The following is a 16,193-nucleotide window of genomic DNA, read 5'->3' as shown; positions in this document are numbered from 1 at the left end:
TGATGGCAAATCGTACCATGGTACGTCTGGGACTGGCGACGGCATTCGCCGCCGGTCTCTCCATGCCCGCTTGGGCGGAGCGGATCGCGGTTTCCGTGGGAGACAACCCGCAGGCTGTCGTTGAGGTGGCGGCGGACGGCGACGTGGTTGTGTTCAAGGCCGGCGAGCATCGCGGACCGATCCGTGTCACGCGCAGGGTGACGGTCGAGGGGGAGAAGGGCGCCATCCTGATCGGGCCGGGCCAGGGGAGCGTGGTCACGGTCTCGGCCCCCGGGGCGGTCGTGCGTGGCCTGACCATCCGCGGCTCCGGCACGAACCTGGAGAAGATGGATGCCGGTGTCTTCGTCGAAAAGACGGCCACGGGTGCCTTGGTCGAGAACAACCGGATCGAGGGCAACCTCTACGGCGTCTATCTGCACGGGGCGGAGAACTCGATCGCGCGCGGCAACACCATCGTTGGGATCGAGGAGGGCCGCCTCAACGAGGCCGGCAACGGCATCTCGGTCTGGAACGCCCCGGGAGCCAAGGTGCTCGACAACAGCGTCCGCTTCGGGCGCGACGGCATCTACGTGATCACCAGCAAGCGCAACGTGTTCTCAGGTAACCGCTTCCAGGATGTACGCTTCGCGATCCACTACATGTACACCAACGACAGCGAGATCACGGACAACGTGTCGGTCAACAACGCGGTCGGCTTCGCGATGATGTTCTCGAGCCGCCTGAAGATCACCGGCAACGTCTCCGACGGCGACCGCGACCACGGCTTCCTGTTCAACTACGCGAATGCCTCTCAGATCACCGGCAACACCGTGCTGGGCCGGCTCCAGCCCGCCGAGCGCTGGACCACCGGCGGCACGCGCGGTAAGGACGACAAGGAGCACGGCCTGCCGACGCCGGACGCGGGCGAGGTCGCACAGGGATCCGACGCACGACCCGGTCCCACCAAGTGCGTCTTCATCTACAACGCCAACCAAAACAAGTTCCGCGACAACTGGTTCGAGGGCTGCGAGATCGGCATCCATTTCACCGCCGGGTCCGAGCGCAACGAAATGGTCAATAACGCCTTCATCAGGAACCGAAACCAGGTGAAGTACGTCAGCACGCGCTATCTCGACTGGTCCAAGGACGGGCGCGGCAACTACTGGAGCGACAACCCGGCCTTCGACCTCAACGGCGACGGGCTGGGCGACAGCGCCTACCGCCCGAACGACCTTGTCGACAAGGTGCTCTGGACCGCTCCGCAGGCCAAGGTGCTGATGAACAGCCCCGCCGTGCAGGTGATCCGGTGGGCGCAGGCGCAGTTCCCCGCCCTGCTGCCAGGCGGCGTGGTCGACAGCCATCCCCTCATGGCGCCGCCCGCGCGTCCGAAGACCGTCGCGGAAGGAGGCCGGCCATGACCGGAACGGTGGACATCCGCGACGTCGTGAAGCGCTTCGGCAAGGTGGAAGCCGTGCGCGACGTCTCGTTCAGCCTGCTGGAAGGCGAGACGGTGGCGCTCGTCGGCCACAACGGCGCTGGCAAGACCACCCTCATGAAGCTCATGCTGGGATTGATCCGGCCGACGGGCGGCAGCATCGCGGTGCTCGGCGATGATCCGGCGGCGGGACAGTTTGGGGGACGACGCAGGCTCGGCTACCTGCCCGAGAACGTGTCGTTCAACGCCGCTCTGACAGGGTCCGAAACGCTGGCGTTCTATGCCCGCCTCAAGCGGGAGCCGGGCCAGTCCGTCGCGCCCCTCCTCGATCGTGTCGGCCTCACCCATGCGGCCGACCGCCGTGTGGGCACCTACTCCAAGGGCATGCGCCAGAGGCTTGGTCTCGCGCAGGCGCTCCTGGGCGAGCCGCGGGTTCTGCTCCTTGATGAGCCGACCACCGGCCTCGATCCAGCGCTCCGCCAGAGCTTCTACGAGATCGTCGAGGAGCTGCGCGGGCGAGGCGCGACGGTCCTTCTGTCCTCGCACGCCCTGACCGAGCTCGAGGAGCGGGCCGGGCGCGTCGTCATCATGAACCGCGGGGTGAAGGTCGCCGATGGCACGCTTGACGAGTTGCGCCGCATCGCGCGCCTGCCGACCCGCATCCGCCTCAAGGTCACGGATGCTGGGCTTGCCAACGTGCCGAACTGGCTCGGTCCCGTGGAGGCATGGCGTCGGGTCAACGGCCACATGGTCGAGATCGACGCCTCGCCGGAGAGGAAGATCGAGGTCCTGCGCCGTGCGACCGACGAAGGGGCGCCCGTCGAGGACCTCGACGTAATCCCGCCGACCCTCGACGAACTCTATGCCCACTTCCTCCTGTCTCAGGAGACCGCACGATGAAGAACATCCTGATCGTTGCGCGTAAGGAAATCCAGGAGGGCCTGCGCAACCGCTGGGTTCTTGCCACGACCTTGCTGCTCGCGGGTCTTGCCCTGTCCCTGACCTTCCTTGGCAGCGCGCCCACGGGCACCGTCGGCGTGCGTGCGCTCGACGTGGTGATCGTCAGCCTGTCCAGCCTCACCATCTTCCTGCTGCCGCTGATCGCCCTGCTGATCTCGCACGATGCCATCGTGGGCGAGATGGAGCGCGGCACCATGTTGCTGCTCCTGAGCTATCCGGTCGGGCGCTGGCAGGTGCTGCTCGGCAAGTTCGTCGGGCACCTGTCCATCCTGGCCTTCGCGACGCTGCTGGGCTATGGCGCGGCGGCGGGCGCTTTGGCCGCGACGGGTGCGGAGATCGACGCCCAGAGCTGGACCGCCTTTGCCACCATGATCGGCTCCTCGATCCTGCTCGGCGCCGCGTTCATTGCGGTGGGCTACCTGGTCAGCGCGCTGGTACGGGACCGCGGCACAGCAGCCGGCATCGCCATCGGCATCTGGCTGGTGTTCGTGCTGATCTACGACATGGCCCTGCTCGGGCTGCTCGTGGTCGACCAGGGGCAGGTTCTCTCGGGTGGCTTGCTCAACACCCTGCTCCTCGTCAACCCCGCCGACGCCTACCGCCTGTTCAACCTGACCGGATCCGCAGGGGTCAGCGCATTCTCCGGCATGGCCGGGGTGGCGCAGACCGCGACCTTGAACCCCTCCACCCTCCTCGCCGCGCTCGCCGCCTGGGCCCTCGTGCCGCTCGCGCTTGCCGCACTGGCCTTCTCCAGGAGAGAGCTATGAGAAAGACCTTCCTTCTCGCCGCCTTCGCGGGCGCGCTCGCGCTTGCCGGGTGCAACGACGAGAAGACCGCGGAAGCCCCGCCACCCCCACAGGAGATGACGGCCGCCGCCATCGGCCACTACTGCGGCATGAACGTAATGGAACACACCGGACCGAAGGGGCAGATCATCCTGGCCAGCCGCAAGGAGCCGGTGTGGTTCTCGTCGGCGCGGGACGCGATCTCCTTCACGATGCTGCCGGAGGAGCCAAAGGACATTCGGGCGATCTACGTGTCGGACATGGCCAAGGCCCCGGACTGGGACAAGCCCGGGACGACGAACTGGGTCGATGCGAGGCAGGCCACGTTCGTGATCGGCAGCCGCATGAAGGGCGGCATGGGCGGCGACGAGGCGGTGCCGTTCTCCGACAAGGCAGCCGCGGAGAAGTTCGCGGCCGAGAACGGCGGCAAGGTCGTCGCCTTCGCGGAGGTGCCGAAGGACTATGTGCTGGGCGCGACCGCCGAGATGACGGGCGCCGTCGGGGAGAACCCAGGTTCGGATGGGCAGCATGACGGCCATGGAGCCCCTGCCGCGACGAAGGACGGTCACGCTCACTAGGAAACCACGATGTCCCCTCACCTCTCCCGCAGGCGCTTCATCGGGGTTACGGCCGCTGCGGCGGGCCTGGGCCTCGTGCCGTTCGGACTTGCGGCAATGGCCGACGCCCACCTCGTGACCTGGCACGGCCAGGCAATGGGCGCGGTGGCCACGCTGCAAGTGCATCACCATGACCGTGCCGTCGCCGTGCGCCTGGTCGAGCGCTCCCTCGCGGAGGTGCGCCGCCTGGAGGCGGTGTTCAGCCTCTACCGCGAGGACGCCGCCCTGGTGGCGCTGAACCGGCACGGCATCCTGGTCGCCCCGCCGCCAGACCTGGTCGCGCTCCTCGCCGAATGCCGCCGCTGCTGGGAGCTGACGCAGGGTGCCTTCGATCCGACGGTGCAGGCGCTGTGGACGCTGTACCGGGATCACTTCTCCAGGCCTGATGCCGATCCTTCAGGACCGCCCGCCCCTGCGCTCCGCGAGGCACTGGATCGGGTAGGCTTCGGCCCCGTGGCGTTCGACGCGAACAGGATCGTCCTTCCCCGGCGCGGCATGGGCCTGACGCTGAACGGCATCGCCCAAGGCTACGTCACTGACCGGGTCGTGGACATCCTGCGCGCGGGGGGCATTGAAAGCAGCCTCGTCGACATGGGCGAGCCGCGGGCGGTGGGCTCGCGCCCCTCGGGCGAGCCATGGCGCGTCGGGGTTGCCGATCCGGAGCATCCGGAGTTGGTCGGTGACGTCCTCGAGGCAACTGACCGAGCCGTCGCGACTTCCGGGGCTTACGGCTTCCATTTTGATCGGGACGGCCGTTTCAACCACCTGTTGGATCCTCGGACGGGCACATCGGGCCGCCTGTACCGCAGCGTGACCGTCTTGCTGCCGACGGCGACAGCCGCTGATGCGTTGTCGACCGCGTTCAGCCTGCTTCCTCCCGAGGACATCAGGCACACCATCCAGCGGCTTGGCGAAGGGCAGGTCCACCTGCTCACGGTATCGGGGGACGCCGTCATGCTCCAGGCCTGATCCCGCAGCGGGCCAGGAACCGGGCCCGCTGCGGGATCATTGACCACCCACCCCAACGGCAGGAGATTCGACGATGAAGGCACACCTCACGGCCACCGCACTCTGTACCCTGCTCATGGCCCTACCGGCTGCGGCCCAGCAGGAGCAGCCCCGCTCCACGACGCCGTCTCAGGCCGAGCAAACGCCTACCAGCAACCCTATGGCGGATCCACACAAGGACGGCGGCAGGCCCGAGAGCCACGGCGGAACCGTCCATGCGCCCCAGGCCAACGCGGCCACACCGCTTCCGGCTGACATGAAGCCGACTGCCGAGAGCCTCGCCCGCAACGCGGTCACGGCGCAGCAGTACGGCAACCTCGCCTCCAAGCGCCACACGAGCGGCGCCGTGCACGATCTCGGCGACAGGATGGTGCTCACGAACAGCCGGATCAACCGGGCCCTGACCGCGACGGCGCCCGAGCTCGGCAACGTGCAGATCCCGGAGAAGGAGCGCGGCACCTTCGACAGCCTGGCCCGTGATGCCGACGAGACGCAGTTCGGGGCTAATGTCGCGCAGTGGGTCGTGCAGTCCTATCCGCAGGCGATCGGCGACCTGGAGAAGCTGGGTCAGCAGGGCCAGTTCGCCGAGCTCGCATCCACGGCTGTCCCTGAGATGAAGGACCAGCTCTCGGAGGCGCAAAGGATCCTACAGAGCGCGAGCGTGTCACCGAACGGGCAGCCGACCGCGACAGGCACCGTCACCGACCCGAAGAAGAAGTCGGACTGACCCCGTCCCCCTCCCGGGTTCAGGTGTCGGATCCGGCCCGGGATGCCTCCATCGATCCCAGGGTCCGACCAGCCAGCAAGGAGCCGTCCATGCGTTTCGCCCTCATCCTCCCCCTCGCCCTGGCCTTCGGCCCGTCGCTCGCCCAGGCCCAGGATGCCGCCAACGGCGAGAAGGTGTTCGCCCAGTGCCGCGCCTGCCACCAGATCGGCCCGACCGCCAAGAACGGGGTCGGCCCCGTACTCAACGGCGTCATTGGCCGCAAGGCCGGAACGGTCGAGGGCTACAACTACTCGCCCGCCAACAAGAACTCCGGCCTGACCTGGGACGAGGCGACGTTCACCGATTACATCAAGGATCCCAAGGCCAAGGTGCCCGGCACCAAGATGGTCTACGCGGGCCTCAAGGACGAGAAGCGCATCGCTGACCTGATCGCCTACCTCAAGCAGTTCGATGCCGCCGGCCAGAAGGCCGCGGCAGCCGAAGGCGCGATCACCGTAGCCGGCCACTGAACCGTGTCCGCCGCGTCGCACTCGCCCCCGTCCTGGAGTTGCCCATGCTCACCGCCGCCGACGTCATGACCACCGTCGTTACCGCGTCTCCCGAGACCCCGGTCCCCGCGGTCGCCCGCCTCCTCCACGAGCGCAGCATCAGCGGCGTGCCCGTGGAGGATGCGGGCGGGAAGGTGGTCGGCATCGTGAGCGAGGGCGACTTGATCGGGCACGCCGCGGCCATCGGCGAGCAGCGCCGCTCCTGGTGGCTGCGGCTGCTCACCGGCGAGGACGCCCTGGCCCGCGACTACGCCAAGACCCACGGCCGGAACGTCCGGGACGGCATGCCCCCCGGGTGATCACCGTACCGGAGACCGCGTCCCTGGCCGACATCGCCCGGCTCATGGAGCAGCACGGGATCAGGCGCGTGCCCGTGGTGCGGGACGGACGGCTGGTGGGCATCGTCTCGCGCGGCAACCTGCTACATGCCTTGACCGCCGCCGACGTGTCGAAGGACGTGAACGCCGACGACCGGACGATCCGGGAGCGGCTCACTGCCGAGTTGAAGGCCCAGCCCTGGGCGCACCTGCTGACCAAGAACATCGTCGTGGAGAACGGCGTTGTGCATCTGTTCGGCTTCGTGCGCCGCGAGGAGGAGCGCCGGGCCCTGCGGATCGCGGCCGAGAACATGCCCGGCGTGACCGCGGCGGTGAAGGATCACCTCATGCGTCACGAGCCGAGTGGCGGCATCTGAGCCATCCGCCGCCCGGCGTTAGCACGCCTGCTGCCGAAAGCCACGGCCCACTTGCGCGAACGCCGAACGGGAGGCTGTCCGTTCACGGGTTGCCCCGTGGTCGTGTCCTGGTCCGGGCCGCAGCCAGGGCGGCCCGGATGTGGTCCAGCAGCGCATCGTCCTCAAGCGGCTTCTCGAGCACCTCCATGATGTCCGGATGGACACCGCATTCCGCCACACCGCGCGCCGACCCCGACGTGATCAGGATGACCGGACAGTGCTGGTGACGCTCCTCGAGCCGCTCCACCAGCTCGATCCCGTTCATCCCCGGCATGTTGCAGTCGATCACCAGGCAGCCGCACGAGGCAAGGTCCGGGTCCGCCAGGAGTTCGGCTCCACCGCCATAGGTACGGACGGTCAACCCCTCCATCTCGAGCGCGAACCTCAGCGACTCGCGCACGGCAAGGTCGTCGTCCACCACCAGGACGCATTCGGCGATTCCGGGCATGCCTCCCTGCCTCCGTTCGGCACGGGTGTCCGCAGGATGCGGTCCGCTGCCGGAGAACCATGGCGAAGATGACCCATGGGCTCCAGTCAGGTATTGTCCTTAAGGGAGCGCGGCGGATATCCAGTTCTTGCGTTGGATCAAGGATGCTTACCCGGAAACCGGCTATCACGCACGGTTTGCGGTAGACTTTGACCGGTCGCCGGAATTCGCGGATGCGTTTCGGGGTACTCGGGCGGTTCCTGTCGCAGCTCCGCGAGGGCTCCGGTCCCGATCGCCAGATGGGGATGGATGGCATCAAGGGAGGCTCGCATGATGACGATGCCCGCGATCATGGCTGATGAACTCGGCAAGCACCTCGCGGAAGACTTCCGTCGGCTGTTCGGAGCCGCGCACCGGGATGAGGCCGAGCGGCTCGACGGCATCGCGCGGGTGGCGCTGGAATGCCTCGGTAAGAGCGATGCCCTCTACCACAACGTCGAGCACACCTTCCTGGTCACCCAGGTGGGTCGGGATATCCTCCGCGGGCGCATGCTGACCGAGCGCCTCGAGTCTGAGGACTACTCGCACCTGATCGTCGCCTGCCTGCTGCACGACATCGGCTATGTCAGGGGCATCCTCAAGGGCCACGGCAAGGACAACTTCGTCGTCGATGCGGAAGGCCGGACCGTCACCCTGGAACGCGGCGCGTCGGATGCGGCGCTTGCACCCTACCATGTCGATCGGTCCAGGCTCTTCGTCATGGAGCGGCTGGGGGCATCGCCGACGATCGATGCCGAGCGGGTGGCGCGGGCGATCGAGTTCACCCGCTTCCCCACTTGCCAGCCTTCGGTGGAGGCACCCAAGGATCGCGAGGGGCGGCTGGTCCAGGCCGCCGACCTGATCGGCCAGCTTGGCGATCCGCTGTACCTGAAGAAGGCCAACGCGCTGTTCTACGAATTTCAGGAGATCGGGCTGAACCGCCAGCTCGGCTATGCCTCCCCGGCTGACCTTGTCGAGCGCTATCCCGACTTCTACTGGACCCGCATCTCGCCACACCTGGAGGAAGCCGTCGGCTATCTGAACGTCACGGCGTCAGGTCGGCAGTGGATCGCCAACCTGCACAGCCATGTATTCTGCGCCGAGCACGCCTTCGCCCTCATGGGGCCGCAGCGGCAGTGATTTTCTGCGGACACGTGTCTCGAGGAGCAGGCTCCTGCCAGACGGTCCATTAGGTAATGATTGCCGCTCCGAGGGCACCGACGCCTTAAGCCGCGCCCCCACAAGTGCCGTACGAGTATCTCCAGCCCGAGCCGATCCAGCAGCGTCCGGTGAAGAAGGCGCGGCTGGCCTCGACCGCGAACAGCGTGACGAGGGCAAGCGCCGTTGCCGTCGCGAACCGCACGCCACCGAGCCACGGAAGCAGATAGGCGAGCAGCGGAACGGGATCTGCCGGGGCAAATCCGAGAAAGGTCACGAGGCCATGGCCGGCTGCGGCGACCATGGTCGCTATGGCGCCGTTCTGCACGTCCGAGCGGCGCGACAGGAGATTGCTGCCGCCCATGGTTCACGGGATCGTGTCGAGTATAGCAGCCTTCCGCTCGATTGGTTCGGGCTGGATCAAGGCCGAAGGCGGCCAAGCCGTCCGGAATGCGTGCGCCTTGTGTCCTCAAGGCCAGCCGCCGAGAGTGCCAGACAAACTGAGTCCAAGCCACGAAGGCTATGGCCCTCCACGCGGCGCACGCTCGGTTCTCGACGAGCGGCCCTGTCCTCTCTCCCGTTCCGGGTCGAGTCCGTCTGTCGGTGGAAGCCTTCTCGCCGTGATGCCAACGGGACTTGGACAGCTTCTGATCGGGACGGCCAGCTAAGGGATTTCCCTGAGTTGGGTGGATCCACGGATAGGCTCATGCTCCTCGCGGCGCGGAGTTCTCGCACTATGGAGTTCCAACATGATGGAGCGCCTCGCGACGAGGTGGTCCTGTACCAGACCATGCTAGAACCAAATAGCCTCCCAGATTGTCATTGCATTGGAGACAATTGATGTACGCTTGACGTCTCGCCGATAGCTTCCGATTGTGGAAGCTTAAGCAACCGACTCGAAACATGACAACATCGTCCGTAGTCGCGCAGACTTAATGATAACCCCGAGGGCGCGAATGCTTCACGTCCACAACGAGAGATCGGCATGGTTCAGCAGCTAACCTCCGGCGAACGCCAGAACGCCCTGATCATCCTCCTTTGCGTCTTCGTCGCGGGCTTGGCCATGGCCGCAGCCGGAGGCTCCGATCCGCTTGGCATGCACGGGGTCATCGTCATGCTCTTCGGCGCGAGCCTCGGCGCCCTCGTCATGCGTTCGTACTACGATCGCCAGCCGGACCCGGACCGCCTCTCCCACTACTACGACGATCCGATCAAGGCCGGGGTCGCCCTGACGCTGGCCTGGGCAATCTTCGGCATGTTCATGGGGGTATGGACCGCTGCCCAACTGGCCTGGCCGGACCTTTCCTTCGATGCGGGCTGGTCGACCTTCGGACGCCTGCGCCCGACGCACACGACGGGCGTGATCTTCGGCTTTGGTGGCAATGCCCTGATCGCCACCTCCTTCCATGTCGTGCAGCGCACCTCCCGCGCCCGCCTGGCGGGCCAGGTCAGTCCCTGGTTTGTGCTGCTCGGCTTCAACCTGTTCTGCATCCTCGCCGTCACCGGCTACTTCATGGGCGTGACCCAGTCGAAGGAGTACGCGGAAGCCGAATGGTACGCCGACCTTTGGCTGGTCGTGGTGTGGGTCACCTACTTCGTGCTCTTCCTGCGCACCATCGCCCGGCGCAAGGAGCCGCACATCTACGTCGCCAACTGGTACTACATGGCGTTCATCGTCGTGGTGGCGATCCTCCACATCGTCAACAACCTCGCCCTGCCGATCTCGTTCGGCCAGGCCAAGAGCTACACGATCTGGGCGGGTGTCCAGGACTCGATGGTGCAGTGGTGGTACGGCCACAATGCTGTGGCCTTCTTCCTCACCGCCGGCTTCCTGGCGATGCTCTATTACTACCTCCCGGTCCGGGCGCAGCGCCCGATCTTCTCCTATAGGCTGTCGATCCTCAGCTTCTGGGGCATCACCTTCTTCTACATGTGGGCCGGGTCGCACCACCTGCACTACACCGCCCTGCCCCACTGGGTGCAGAACCTCGGCATGACCTTCTCGGTGATGCTGCTCGTCCCCTCCTGGGCCTCGGCCGGCAACGCCCTGCTCACCCTCAACGGCGCCTGGCACCGGGTCCGCGACGACGCCACGCTGCGGTTCATCTTCGTGGCCGCGGTGTTCTATGGGCTGTCGACCTTCGAGGGTTCCTTCATGGCGATCCGGCCCGTGAACGCGCTCTCCCACTACACCGACTGGACCGTCGGCCACGTCCACGCGGGAGCGCTGGGCTGGGTAGCGTTCATCACCTTCGGCTCGATCTACACCCTGGTGCCCTCGCTCTGGAAGCGCGAGCGGATGTATTCGCCGGCATTGGTCGAGGTCCACTTCTGGCTCGCGGTGGCGGGCACCCTCATCTACGTCTTCTCGATGTGGAACTCGGGCATCCTCCAAGGCCTGATGTGGCGCACCTACACGCAGGAGGGCACGCTCGCGTACTCCTTCCTCGACTCGCTCGTCGCCATGTATCCGTACTACATCGCGCGCGCCTGCGGCGGGCTGCTCTTCCTGCTCGGCGCCATCGTCGCCGCCTACAACATCTGGATGACCGTGCGCGCCGTTCCGGCCTCCGCCGCCGAGAGGCAGTCGGACGTCCCTGATACTGGACTGGCGCCCGGCGCCGCAGCAACCCCGGCGGAGTGAGATCATGGCCGAACTGTTCCATCGCAAGCTCGAGCGCACCGCCATCGGCTTCGTCGTCGCGATCATCGCGGCCGCCAGCGTCGGCGGCATCGTCGAGATCGCGCCGCTCTTCACCATCCACACGACCGTCGAGGAGGCGCCGGACATGCGTGTCTACACGCCGCTGGAGCTGGCGGGGCGCAACATCTACATCCGCGAGGGCTGCTACGCCTGCCACAGCCAGATGATCCGCACCCTGCGCGACGAGGTCGAACGCTATGGCCCCTACTCGCTCGCCGTGGAGTCCAAGTACGACCGCCCGATGCTGTGGGGCTCGAAGCGCACCGGGCCGGACCTCGCCCGCGTCGGCGGCAAGTACTCCGACTTCTGGCACGTCGCACACCTTAACAACCCGCGCGACGTGGTCCCGGAGTCCAACATGCCGGCCTACCGCTTCCTCGCCCGGACGGCCCTGGACACGGGCGATCTCCAGCGGCACCTCCGGGCACAACAGGCGCTCGGCGTGCCGTACACCGACGCGATGATTGCCAATGCCGCCTCCGACGCCTTCGGGCAGGCCGCGCCCGACAGCCCGTTCGCGGCCGGGGTGACCGAACGCTATGGCGAGAAGACCCAGGTCAGCGCCTTCGACGGCGTGGTCACGCAGCTCACCGAGATGGACGCGCTGGTCGCCTATCTCCAGGTGCTCGGACGTCTGACCGACGCCGCCTACTCGAACACGGCCGCCCCGGAACAGGCGCCCGATCCCACCAATTGACGAAGGCGAAGGAGGACGGCTGATGGACATCGATCACGACACCCTCGTCGGCTTCGCCAAGAGCTGGGGTCTCTTCTACTTCATCGCGTTCAGCGTCTGCGTGATGATCTACGCGTTCTGGCCCTCGAACCGGAAGAAGTTCGACGACGCCAAGCGCAACATTCTCGATAGGGACGACAGGCCATGGCAGTAGAGGAACGCGATCCGGTCAGCGGTCAGAAGACCACCGGGCACGAGTGGAACGGCATCAAGGAGCTCGACACCGCCGTGCCGCGCGGCGTGCTGATGTTCCTCGTCGTCACGCACGTATGGGCCGTGCTCTGGTGGCTCCTGATGCCGACGTGGCCGATGGTCACGACCTATACCAAGGGCATCCTGGGCATCGACCAGCGCCAGATCGTGGAGCAGGACCTCACTGCGGCCCAGTCCCAGCGGGCGTCCTGGCTGAAGTCCATCGAGACGCAGGACTACGCGCAGATCCAGTCCGACGAGAACCTGATGAGGGTCGTCCGCTCGACGGGGCGCCAGCTCTTCGGCGACAACTGCGCCGCGTGCCACGGGGCCGACGGCAAGGGCCGCGCCAACTATCCCGACCTGACGGATAACGACTGGCTCTGGGGCGGTGAGGTGGAGCAGATCGCCGAGACGATGCGTCTGGGCATCAACTCGCGGCACCAGAACACCCGGGTCGCGCAGATGCCGGCCTTCGGACGCGACGCGATGCTCGACCGGACCCAGGTCGCGAACGTCGCGACCTACGTGCAATCCCTTTCCAATCCGGCAGTGACCACCCCGCAGAACGGCCCCCAGGTCCAGGCCGGGCGGGAAATCTTCCTCACGACATGCGCTGCCTGCCACGGCGAGGACGGCAAGGGCAACCGGGAGGTCGGCGCCCCCAACCTGACCGACCAGTTCTGGGTTTACGGCGGCGACATGCAGACCCTGATCAACACAATCCACGGCGGGCGGCAGGGGCACATGCCGACCTGGGACGAGCGCCTGACCCCGGCAGAGATCAAGATCCTGGCGCTCTACGTCAACTCCCTGGGAGCCGTGAAGCCATGACGGAAGCCAACGCACTGAAGCGGACGAGGTGGCCCCTTGTGGCCTGGAGCCTGGCGGCGGCCGTAGTGCTCATCGTGGCGGTCGCCAACGCGCACCTCGTCTACGTCGCGGTGGCCTCGCAGCCCGACTGCGTCGCCCACCTGAAGCAGGCCGGCTCCAGGGAAGGCGCCTTCAGAGCGGCGAAGCCAGCCTGCTGATGATGTTCGAGTGATGCGCGATTTCGGGGAAGACAGATGAGTGAAACGGACAGATCCTACGGCTTGCTGACCCAGACCTCCGGCATCGAGGAGACGCGCAACCCGTCCCTGCAACGCCATCTCCCGGCGCAGGCGGCGCTCGACTGGCTGAAGGCGGGCTGGCGCGACCTGATGGTCCGGCCCGGCCTTAGCATCGCCTACGGCGTGGCGGTCTTCACCGTCACGCTCTTCCTCGCCTGGTCGCTGTTCGCCTCGGGGCGGGACTACATCCTGTTCCCCGCCATCGCCGGGTACCTGATCGTCGCTCCCGTCCTGGCCATCGGTCTCTACGAGAAGAGCCGTGCCCTGGAGGCCGGGGATAACCCGACGCTGCGCACCATGCTGCTCGTGCGGCCCAGGGCCGGGGCGCAGATCTTCTATACCGGGCTGCTGCTCTGCCTGCTGATGCTCCTCTGGAACCGGGCCGCGGTCCTGGTCTACGCTCTGTTCTTCGGCGTGCGTCCCTTCCCGGGACTCGACGGGATCGTCGCGATGCTTCTCACGACCCCGGTCGGCTGGGCCATGCTGGTCGTGGGAACGCTCGTCGGCGGCCTGTTCGCTGCCTTCGGGTTCGCGATCAGCGTGTTCTCGATCCCCATGCTGCTCGACCGGCGCACCGATGCCCTGACGGCCATGGGCACGAGCATGGCCATGGTGTGGAACAACCTCACCCCGACGATTGCATGGGGTACCGTCGTGATGGCGCTATTCGCGGCCAGCGCCATGACGGGCTTCCTCGGCCTCATCGTCATCTTCCCGCTGCTGGGCCATGCCACCTGGCACGCCTACCGGGCCATGCGCTAATGCGGACCCGGCAAGACCGACACGGCGACGGACGGCCATGACCTGTTGCGCACCCATCGACGTGCAGGCAGCGCTAGGGGACGCCGGGCAACCCGGCTCCTCGCTGGCGGAGATCAGGCTCGCCAGCCGTGATCTCGGCGGCGGCACGCGCCAGACCGACCTGTCGGTGCCCAGGGTTCATTGCGCCGCCTGCATCGCAGCGGTCGAGCGGACGCTGAGGAAGCTGCCCGGCGTCGTGGCGGCACGGGTCAACCTCTCCATGAAGAGGGTCGCCGTCACCTGGCGCACCGACGATGGTATGCCTCCCGACTTGATCACCACGTTGCGCGGCATCGGCTACGAGGCGCACCTGTTCGCGCTCGACCAGGACGCAAAGGATCCAGAGCTCGCGCGTCTGATCAAGGCTCTCGCGTTAGCGGGCTTCTGCGCGATGAACATCATGATGCTGTCGGTCTCGGTCTGGTCGGGAGCCGACGCCGACTCACGGCAAGCGTTCCATTTCATCTCCGCTCTTCTCGCCCTCCCCGCCCTCATCTACTCCGGCCGGGTCTTCTATGCCTCGGCATGGTCGGCGCTGCGGCACGGACGCACCAACATGGACGTGCCGATCTCCATCGGCGTGACGCTCGCCTTTGCGCTCAGCCTCTACGATACGGTCCACAACGCACCGCATGCCTACTTCGACGCCGCGACCTCCCTGCTTTTCTTCCTGCTCATCGGGCGCACGCTCGATCATATGATGCGCGAGAAGGCTCGCTCCGCTGTGGCAGGCCTTGCAAGGCTTGCTCCCGCTGGCGCCACCGTCATCCACGACGGTCGGCCGCTCTATGTCCCGGTGTCTGAGATCGAGCCCGGTGCGTCCTTGCTGATCGTCGCCGGAGAGCGGGTCCCGGTCGACGGCTTGGTCACGCATGGATTATCAGAGGTTGACCGCTCGCTCGTATCCGGCGAATCCGCCCCGGGGCGCGTTGCTCCTGGTGAACCTGTGCAGGCGGGCGTGATGAATCTTACCGGGCCGCTGACGGTTCAAGCGACGGCAAGGGCAGAGGATTCCTTCTTGGCGGAAATGGTCCGCCTGATGGAGGCTGCCGAGGGCGGGCGAGCCCGTTATAGGCGACTGGCTGATCGTGCTTCCGCTCTTTATTCGCCAGTTGTCCATTCCATGGCCCTGCTGTCCTTTCTGGGTTGGCTGCTCCTCACCGGGGACTGGCATGTGTCCATCTCCATCGCCATTGCCGTACTGATCATCACCTGCCCGTGTGCCTTGGGGCTGGCTGTCCCGATCGTGCAGGTCATGGCTGCGCGGCGCCTGTTCGAACGGGGGATCATGGTCAAGGACGGCTCGGCTCTGGAACGCCTCGCCGAAGTCGATTCCGTTGCCTTCGACAAGACCGGCACCCTGACGCTCGGACGCCCCTCCCTCATCAATGCGGGGGAGATTCCACAGTCAGCCATGGAAATCGCGCATGGGATTGCTATTGGGTCACGACATCCGGCAGCACAGGCAGTAGCGGACGCAGCCTCCCGGGGCCCGGAACCGATCATGGCGTTCGATCGCGTCGAGGAGGTGCCCGGCCTTGGCCTCGAGGCCTTCAAGGATGGTGACAGGTATCGGCTTGGCAGGCCGGAATGGGCACTGGAGGGTGGGAGCCCCACGCTTGCCCCCGCCGCGTCTATGTCCTTGCTGGCGAGGAACGGCGAGCTTTTGGCATCTTTCATCTTGGAGGATCACATACGTCCCGACGCAGGGGAAACCGTAGGCGATCTGGTGGGCCATGGCCTAGGGGTGGAGATCCTTTCGGGCGATCGGGACGCAGTGGTCAGCGGTCTGGCTTCAAAACTCGGCATGCGTGACAGCAAGGCCGAACTCCTGCCCGCCGGGAAAGTGAACAGGATCGAGGCTCTTGGAAGGGAGGGCCGGAAGGTCCTGATGGTTGGGGACGGGCTGAACGATGCGCCCGCCCTGTCAGCCGCTCACGTGTCCATGGCACCGGCTACGGCGGCAGACATCGGCCGGAACGCTGCGGACTTCGTGTTCCTGAACGAAAGTCTCTCGGCAGTCACGGACGCCCTCGGGATCTCGCGCCGGTCGCGCCGGTTGATCTTCCAGAACTTCGCCCTGGCTGTCGGCTACAACGCCTTGGCGGTGCCGATTGCAGTACTGGGCTATGTAACGCCGCTCGTTGCGGCCATTGCGATGTCGCTGTCCTCGATCATCGTTGTCGCCAACGCAATGAGGCTGACCACGGGCCGCAGGGTCTCATGACGTCG

The 16,193-nt window shown here is 66.5% G+C and carries 19 protein-coding genes; 17 read left to right on the top strand and 2 right to left on the bottom strand.

The genetic code is table 11. The features are described 5' to 3' along the window. Positions 1-2 precede the first annotated feature (2 nt). From FHR70_RS19130 to FHR70_RS23770, 9 genes are all read left to right on the top strand, one after another. Positions 3-1,397 (top strand): nitrous oxide reductase family maturation protein NosD, encoded by a 1,395-nt coding sequence (locus FHR70_RS19130; RefSeq protein ID WP_183453428.1) that lies wholly within the window; start codon positions 3-5, stop codon positions 1,395-1,397. Then, positions 1,394-2,314 carry an ABC transporter ATP-binding protein gene (locus FHR70_RS19125; RefSeq protein WP_183453157.1) on the top strand — a complete coding sequence of 307 codons (921 nt, stop codon included), beginning with the start codon at positions 1,394-1,396 and terminating at the stop codon, positions 2,312-2,314. Before FHR70_RS19130 ends, FHR70_RS19125 begins: the two co-directional genes overlap by 4 nt. Beyond that, positions 2,311-3,141 carry an ABC transporter permease subunit gene (locus FHR70_RS19120; protein WP_183453155.1) on the top strand — a complete coding sequence of 277 codons (831 nt, stop codon included), beginning with the start codon at positions 2,311-2,313 and terminating at the stop codon, positions 3,139-3,141. The genes FHR70_RS19125 and FHR70_RS19120 overlap by 4 nt, the downstream gene beginning before the upstream one ends. Continuing rightward, a complete protein-coding gene (locus FHR70_RS19115) occupies positions 3,138-3,737 on the top strand; it encodes a nitrous oxide reductase accessory protein NosL (protein WP_183453153.1) in 600 nt (199 codons plus the stop codon). The genes FHR70_RS19120 and FHR70_RS19115 overlap by 4 nt, the downstream gene beginning before the upstream one ends. 9 nt (positions 3,738-3,746) lie before the next feature. After that, complete coding sequence (locus FHR70_RS19110; RefSeq protein ID WP_183453151.1) at positions 3,747-4,745, top strand: FAD:protein FMN transferase; 999 nt, start codon at positions 3,747-3,749, stop codon at positions 4,743-4,745. Positions 4,746-4,818: 73 nt separating this feature from the next. Next, positions 4,819-5,511, top strand: a complete 693-nt coding sequence (locus FHR70_RS19105; RefSeq protein ID WP_183453149.1) for a DUF4142 domain-containing protein — start codon at positions 4,819-4,821, stop codon at positions 5,509-5,511. Between the two features lie 89 nt (positions 5,512-5,600). Then, positions 5,601-6,020: a c-type cytochrome gene (locus FHR70_RS19100; protein ID WP_183453147.1), complete on the top strand. Its 420-nt coding sequence runs from the start codon at positions 5,601-5,603 to the stop codon at positions 6,018-6,020. 44 nt (positions 6,021-6,064) lie between these two features. After that, positions 6,065-6,358 carry a CBS domain-containing protein gene (locus tag FHR70_RS23775; protein ID WP_210277708.1) on the top strand — a complete coding sequence of 98 codons (294 nt, stop codon included), beginning with the start codon at positions 6,065-6,067 and terminating at the stop codon, positions 6,356-6,358. Continuing rightward, the gene (locus FHR70_RS23770; protein WP_210277707.1) at positions 6,355-6,753 is read left to right on the top strand and encodes a CBS domain-containing protein; all 399 of its coding nucleotides are present in this window, start codon (positions 6,355-6,357) and stop codon (positions 6,751-6,753) included. Before FHR70_RS23775 ends, FHR70_RS23770 begins: the two co-directional genes overlap by 4 nt. 82 nt (positions 6,754-6,835) lie before the next feature. Here FHR70_RS23770 and FHR70_RS19090 read toward each other — a convergent pair whose 3' ends face one another. Then, complete coding sequence (locus FHR70_RS19090) at positions 6,836-7,240, bottom strand: response regulator transcription factor (RefSeq protein ID WP_183453145.1); 405 nt, start codon at positions 7,238-7,240, stop codon at positions 6,836-6,838. A 309-nt stretch (positions 7,241-7,549) separates the two neighbouring features. On the opposite strand from FHR70_RS19090, the gene FHR70_RS19085 reads away from it, so the two are divergent. Beyond that, positions 7,550-8,398, top strand: coding sequence for an HD domain-containing protein (locus tag FHR70_RS19085; protein ID WP_183453143.1), 849 nt, complete (start codon positions 7,550-7,552; stop codon positions 8,396-8,398). A gap of 85 nt (positions 8,399-8,483) precedes the next feature. On the opposite strand, the gene FHR70_RS19080 is transcribed toward FHR70_RS19085, so the two are convergent. Then, positions 8,484-8,780, bottom strand: coding sequence for a VIT1/CCC1 transporter family protein (locus FHR70_RS19080; RefSeq protein WP_183453141.1), 297 nt, complete (start codon positions 8,778-8,780; stop codon positions 8,484-8,486). Between the two features lie 621 nt (positions 8,781-9,401). Here FHR70_RS19080 and ccoN point away from each other — a divergent pair. Genes ccoN through FHR70_RS19045 form a run of 7 tightly spaced genes read left to right on the top strand, consistent with a single transcriptional unit; the run spans position 9,402 to position 16,188 of the window. Then, positions 9,402-11,060, top strand: coding sequence for a cytochrome-c oxidase, cbb3-type subunit I (gene ccoN, locus FHR70_RS19075; RefSeq protein ID WP_183453139.1), 1,659 nt, complete (start codon positions 9,402-9,404; stop codon positions 11,058-11,060). 4 nt (positions 11,061-11,064) lie between these two features. Continuing rightward, positions 11,065-11,817 (top strand): cytochrome-c oxidase, cbb3-type subunit II, encoded by a 753-nt coding sequence (gene ccoO / locus FHR70_RS19070; protein ID WP_183453138.1) that lies wholly within the window; start codon positions 11,065-11,067, stop codon positions 11,815-11,817. A gap of 22 nt (positions 11,818-11,839) precedes the next feature. Next, entirely contained in the window at positions 11,840-12,010 is a 171-nt protein-coding gene (locus FHR70_RS19065; protein WP_183453136.1) for a cbb3-type cytochrome c oxidase subunit 3, read from the top strand. Continuing rightward, on the top strand, positions 12,001-12,882 hold the full coding sequence (gene ccoP / locus FHR70_RS19060; RefSeq protein ID WP_183453134.1) for a cytochrome-c oxidase, cbb3-type subunit III: 882 nt from the start codon (positions 12,001-12,003) through the stop codon (positions 12,880-12,882). Before FHR70_RS19065 ends, ccoP begins: the two co-directional genes overlap by 10 nt. Then, positions 12,879-13,079, top strand: a complete 201-nt coding sequence (locus FHR70_RS19055) for a hypothetical protein (RefSeq protein WP_183453132.1) — start codon at positions 12,879-12,881, stop codon at positions 13,077-13,079. Before ccoP ends, FHR70_RS19055 begins: the two co-directional genes overlap by 4 nt. Positions 13,080-13,115: 36 nt before the next feature. After that, on the top strand, positions 13,116-13,922 hold the full coding sequence (locus FHR70_RS19050; protein WP_183453131.1) for a DUF2189 domain-containing protein: 807 nt from the start codon (positions 13,116-13,118) through the stop codon (positions 13,920-13,922). Between the two features lie 37 nt (positions 13,923-13,959). After that, positions 13,960-16,188 (top strand): heavy metal translocating P-type ATPase, encoded by a 2,229-nt coding sequence (locus tag FHR70_RS19045; protein ID WP_183453129.1) that lies wholly within the window; start codon positions 13,960-13,962, stop codon positions 16,186-16,188. The last annotated feature ends 5 nt before the right edge of the window (positions 16,189-16,193 follow it).

This window comes from Microvirga lupini, assembly GCF_014191055.1.
Lineage (GTDB): Bacteria > Pseudomonadota > Alphaproteobacteria > Rhizobiales > Beijerinckiaceae > Microvirga > Microvirga lupini_A.
This window is presented reverse-complemented; position numbering and strand designations above follow the sequence as displayed.

Bases quoted from the DNA above. Each gene is read 5' to 3' on its own strand.
- FHR70_RS19130 (WP_183453428.1), top strand. From the start codon at position 3: ATGGCAAATCGTACCATGGTACGTCTGGGACTGGCGACGGCATTCGCC.
- FHR70_RS19125 (WP_183453157.1), top strand. From the start codon at position 1,394: ATGACCGGAACGGTGGACATCCGCGACGTCGTGAAGCGCTTCGGCAAG.
- FHR70_RS19120 (WP_183453155.1), top strand. From the start codon at position 2,311: ATGAAGAACATCCTGATCGTTGCGCGTAAGGAAATCCAGGAGGGCCTG.
- FHR70_RS19115 (WP_183453153.1), top strand. From the start codon at position 3,138: ATGAGAAAGACCTTCCTTCTCGCCGCCTTCGCGGGCGCGCTCGCGCTT.
- FHR70_RS19110 (WP_183453151.1), top strand. From the start codon at position 3,747: ATGTCCCCTCACCTCTCCCGCAGGCGCTTCATCGGGGTTACGGCCGCT.
- FHR70_RS19105 (WP_183453149.1), top strand. From the start codon at position 4,819: ATGAAGGCACACCTCACGGCCACCGCACTCTGTACCCTGCTCATGGCC.
- FHR70_RS19100 (WP_183453147.1), top strand. From the start codon at position 5,601: ATGCGTTTCGCCCTCATCCTCCCCCTCGCCCTGGCCTTCGGCCCGTCG.
- FHR70_RS23775 (WP_210277708.1), top strand. From the start codon at position 6,065: ATGCTCACCGCCGCCGACGTCATGACCACCGTCGTTACCGCGTCTCCC.
- FHR70_RS19090 (WP_183453145.1), bottom strand. From the start codon at position 7,240: ATGCCCGGAATCGCCGAATGCGTCCTGGTGGTGGACGACGACCTTGCC.
- FHR70_RS19085 (WP_183453143.1), top strand. From the start codon at position 7,550: ATGATGACGATGCCCGCGATCATGGCTGATGAACTCGGCAAGCACCTC.
- FHR70_RS19080 (WP_183453141.1), bottom strand. From the start codon at position 8,780: ATGGGCGGCAGCAATCTCCTGTCGCGCCGCTCGGACGTGCAGAACGGC.
- ccoN (WP_183453139.1), top strand. From the start codon at position 9,402: ATGGTTCAGCAGCTAACCTCCGGCGAACGCCAGAACGCCCTGATCATC.
- ccoO (WP_183453138.1), top strand. From the start codon at position 11,065: ATGGCCGAACTGTTCCATCGCAAGCTCGAGCGCACCGCCATCGGCTTC.
- FHR70_RS19065 (WP_183453136.1), top strand. From the start codon at position 11,840: ATGGACATCGATCACGACACCCTCGTCGGCTTCGCCAAGAGCTGGGGT.
- ccoP (WP_183453134.1), top strand. From the start codon at position 12,001: ATGGCAGTAGAGGAACGCGATCCGGTCAGCGGTCAGAAGACCACCGGG.
- FHR70_RS19055 (WP_183453132.1), top strand. From the start codon at position 12,879: ATGACGGAAGCCAACGCACTGAAGCGGACGAGGTGGCCCCTTGTGGCC.
- FHR70_RS19050 (WP_183453131.1), top strand. From the start codon at position 13,116: ATGAGTGAAACGGACAGATCCTACGGCTTGCTGACCCAGACCTCCGGC.
- FHR70_RS19045 (WP_183453129.1), top strand. From the start codon at position 13,960: ATGACCTGTTGCGCACCCATCGACGTGCAGGCAGCGCTAGGGGACGCC.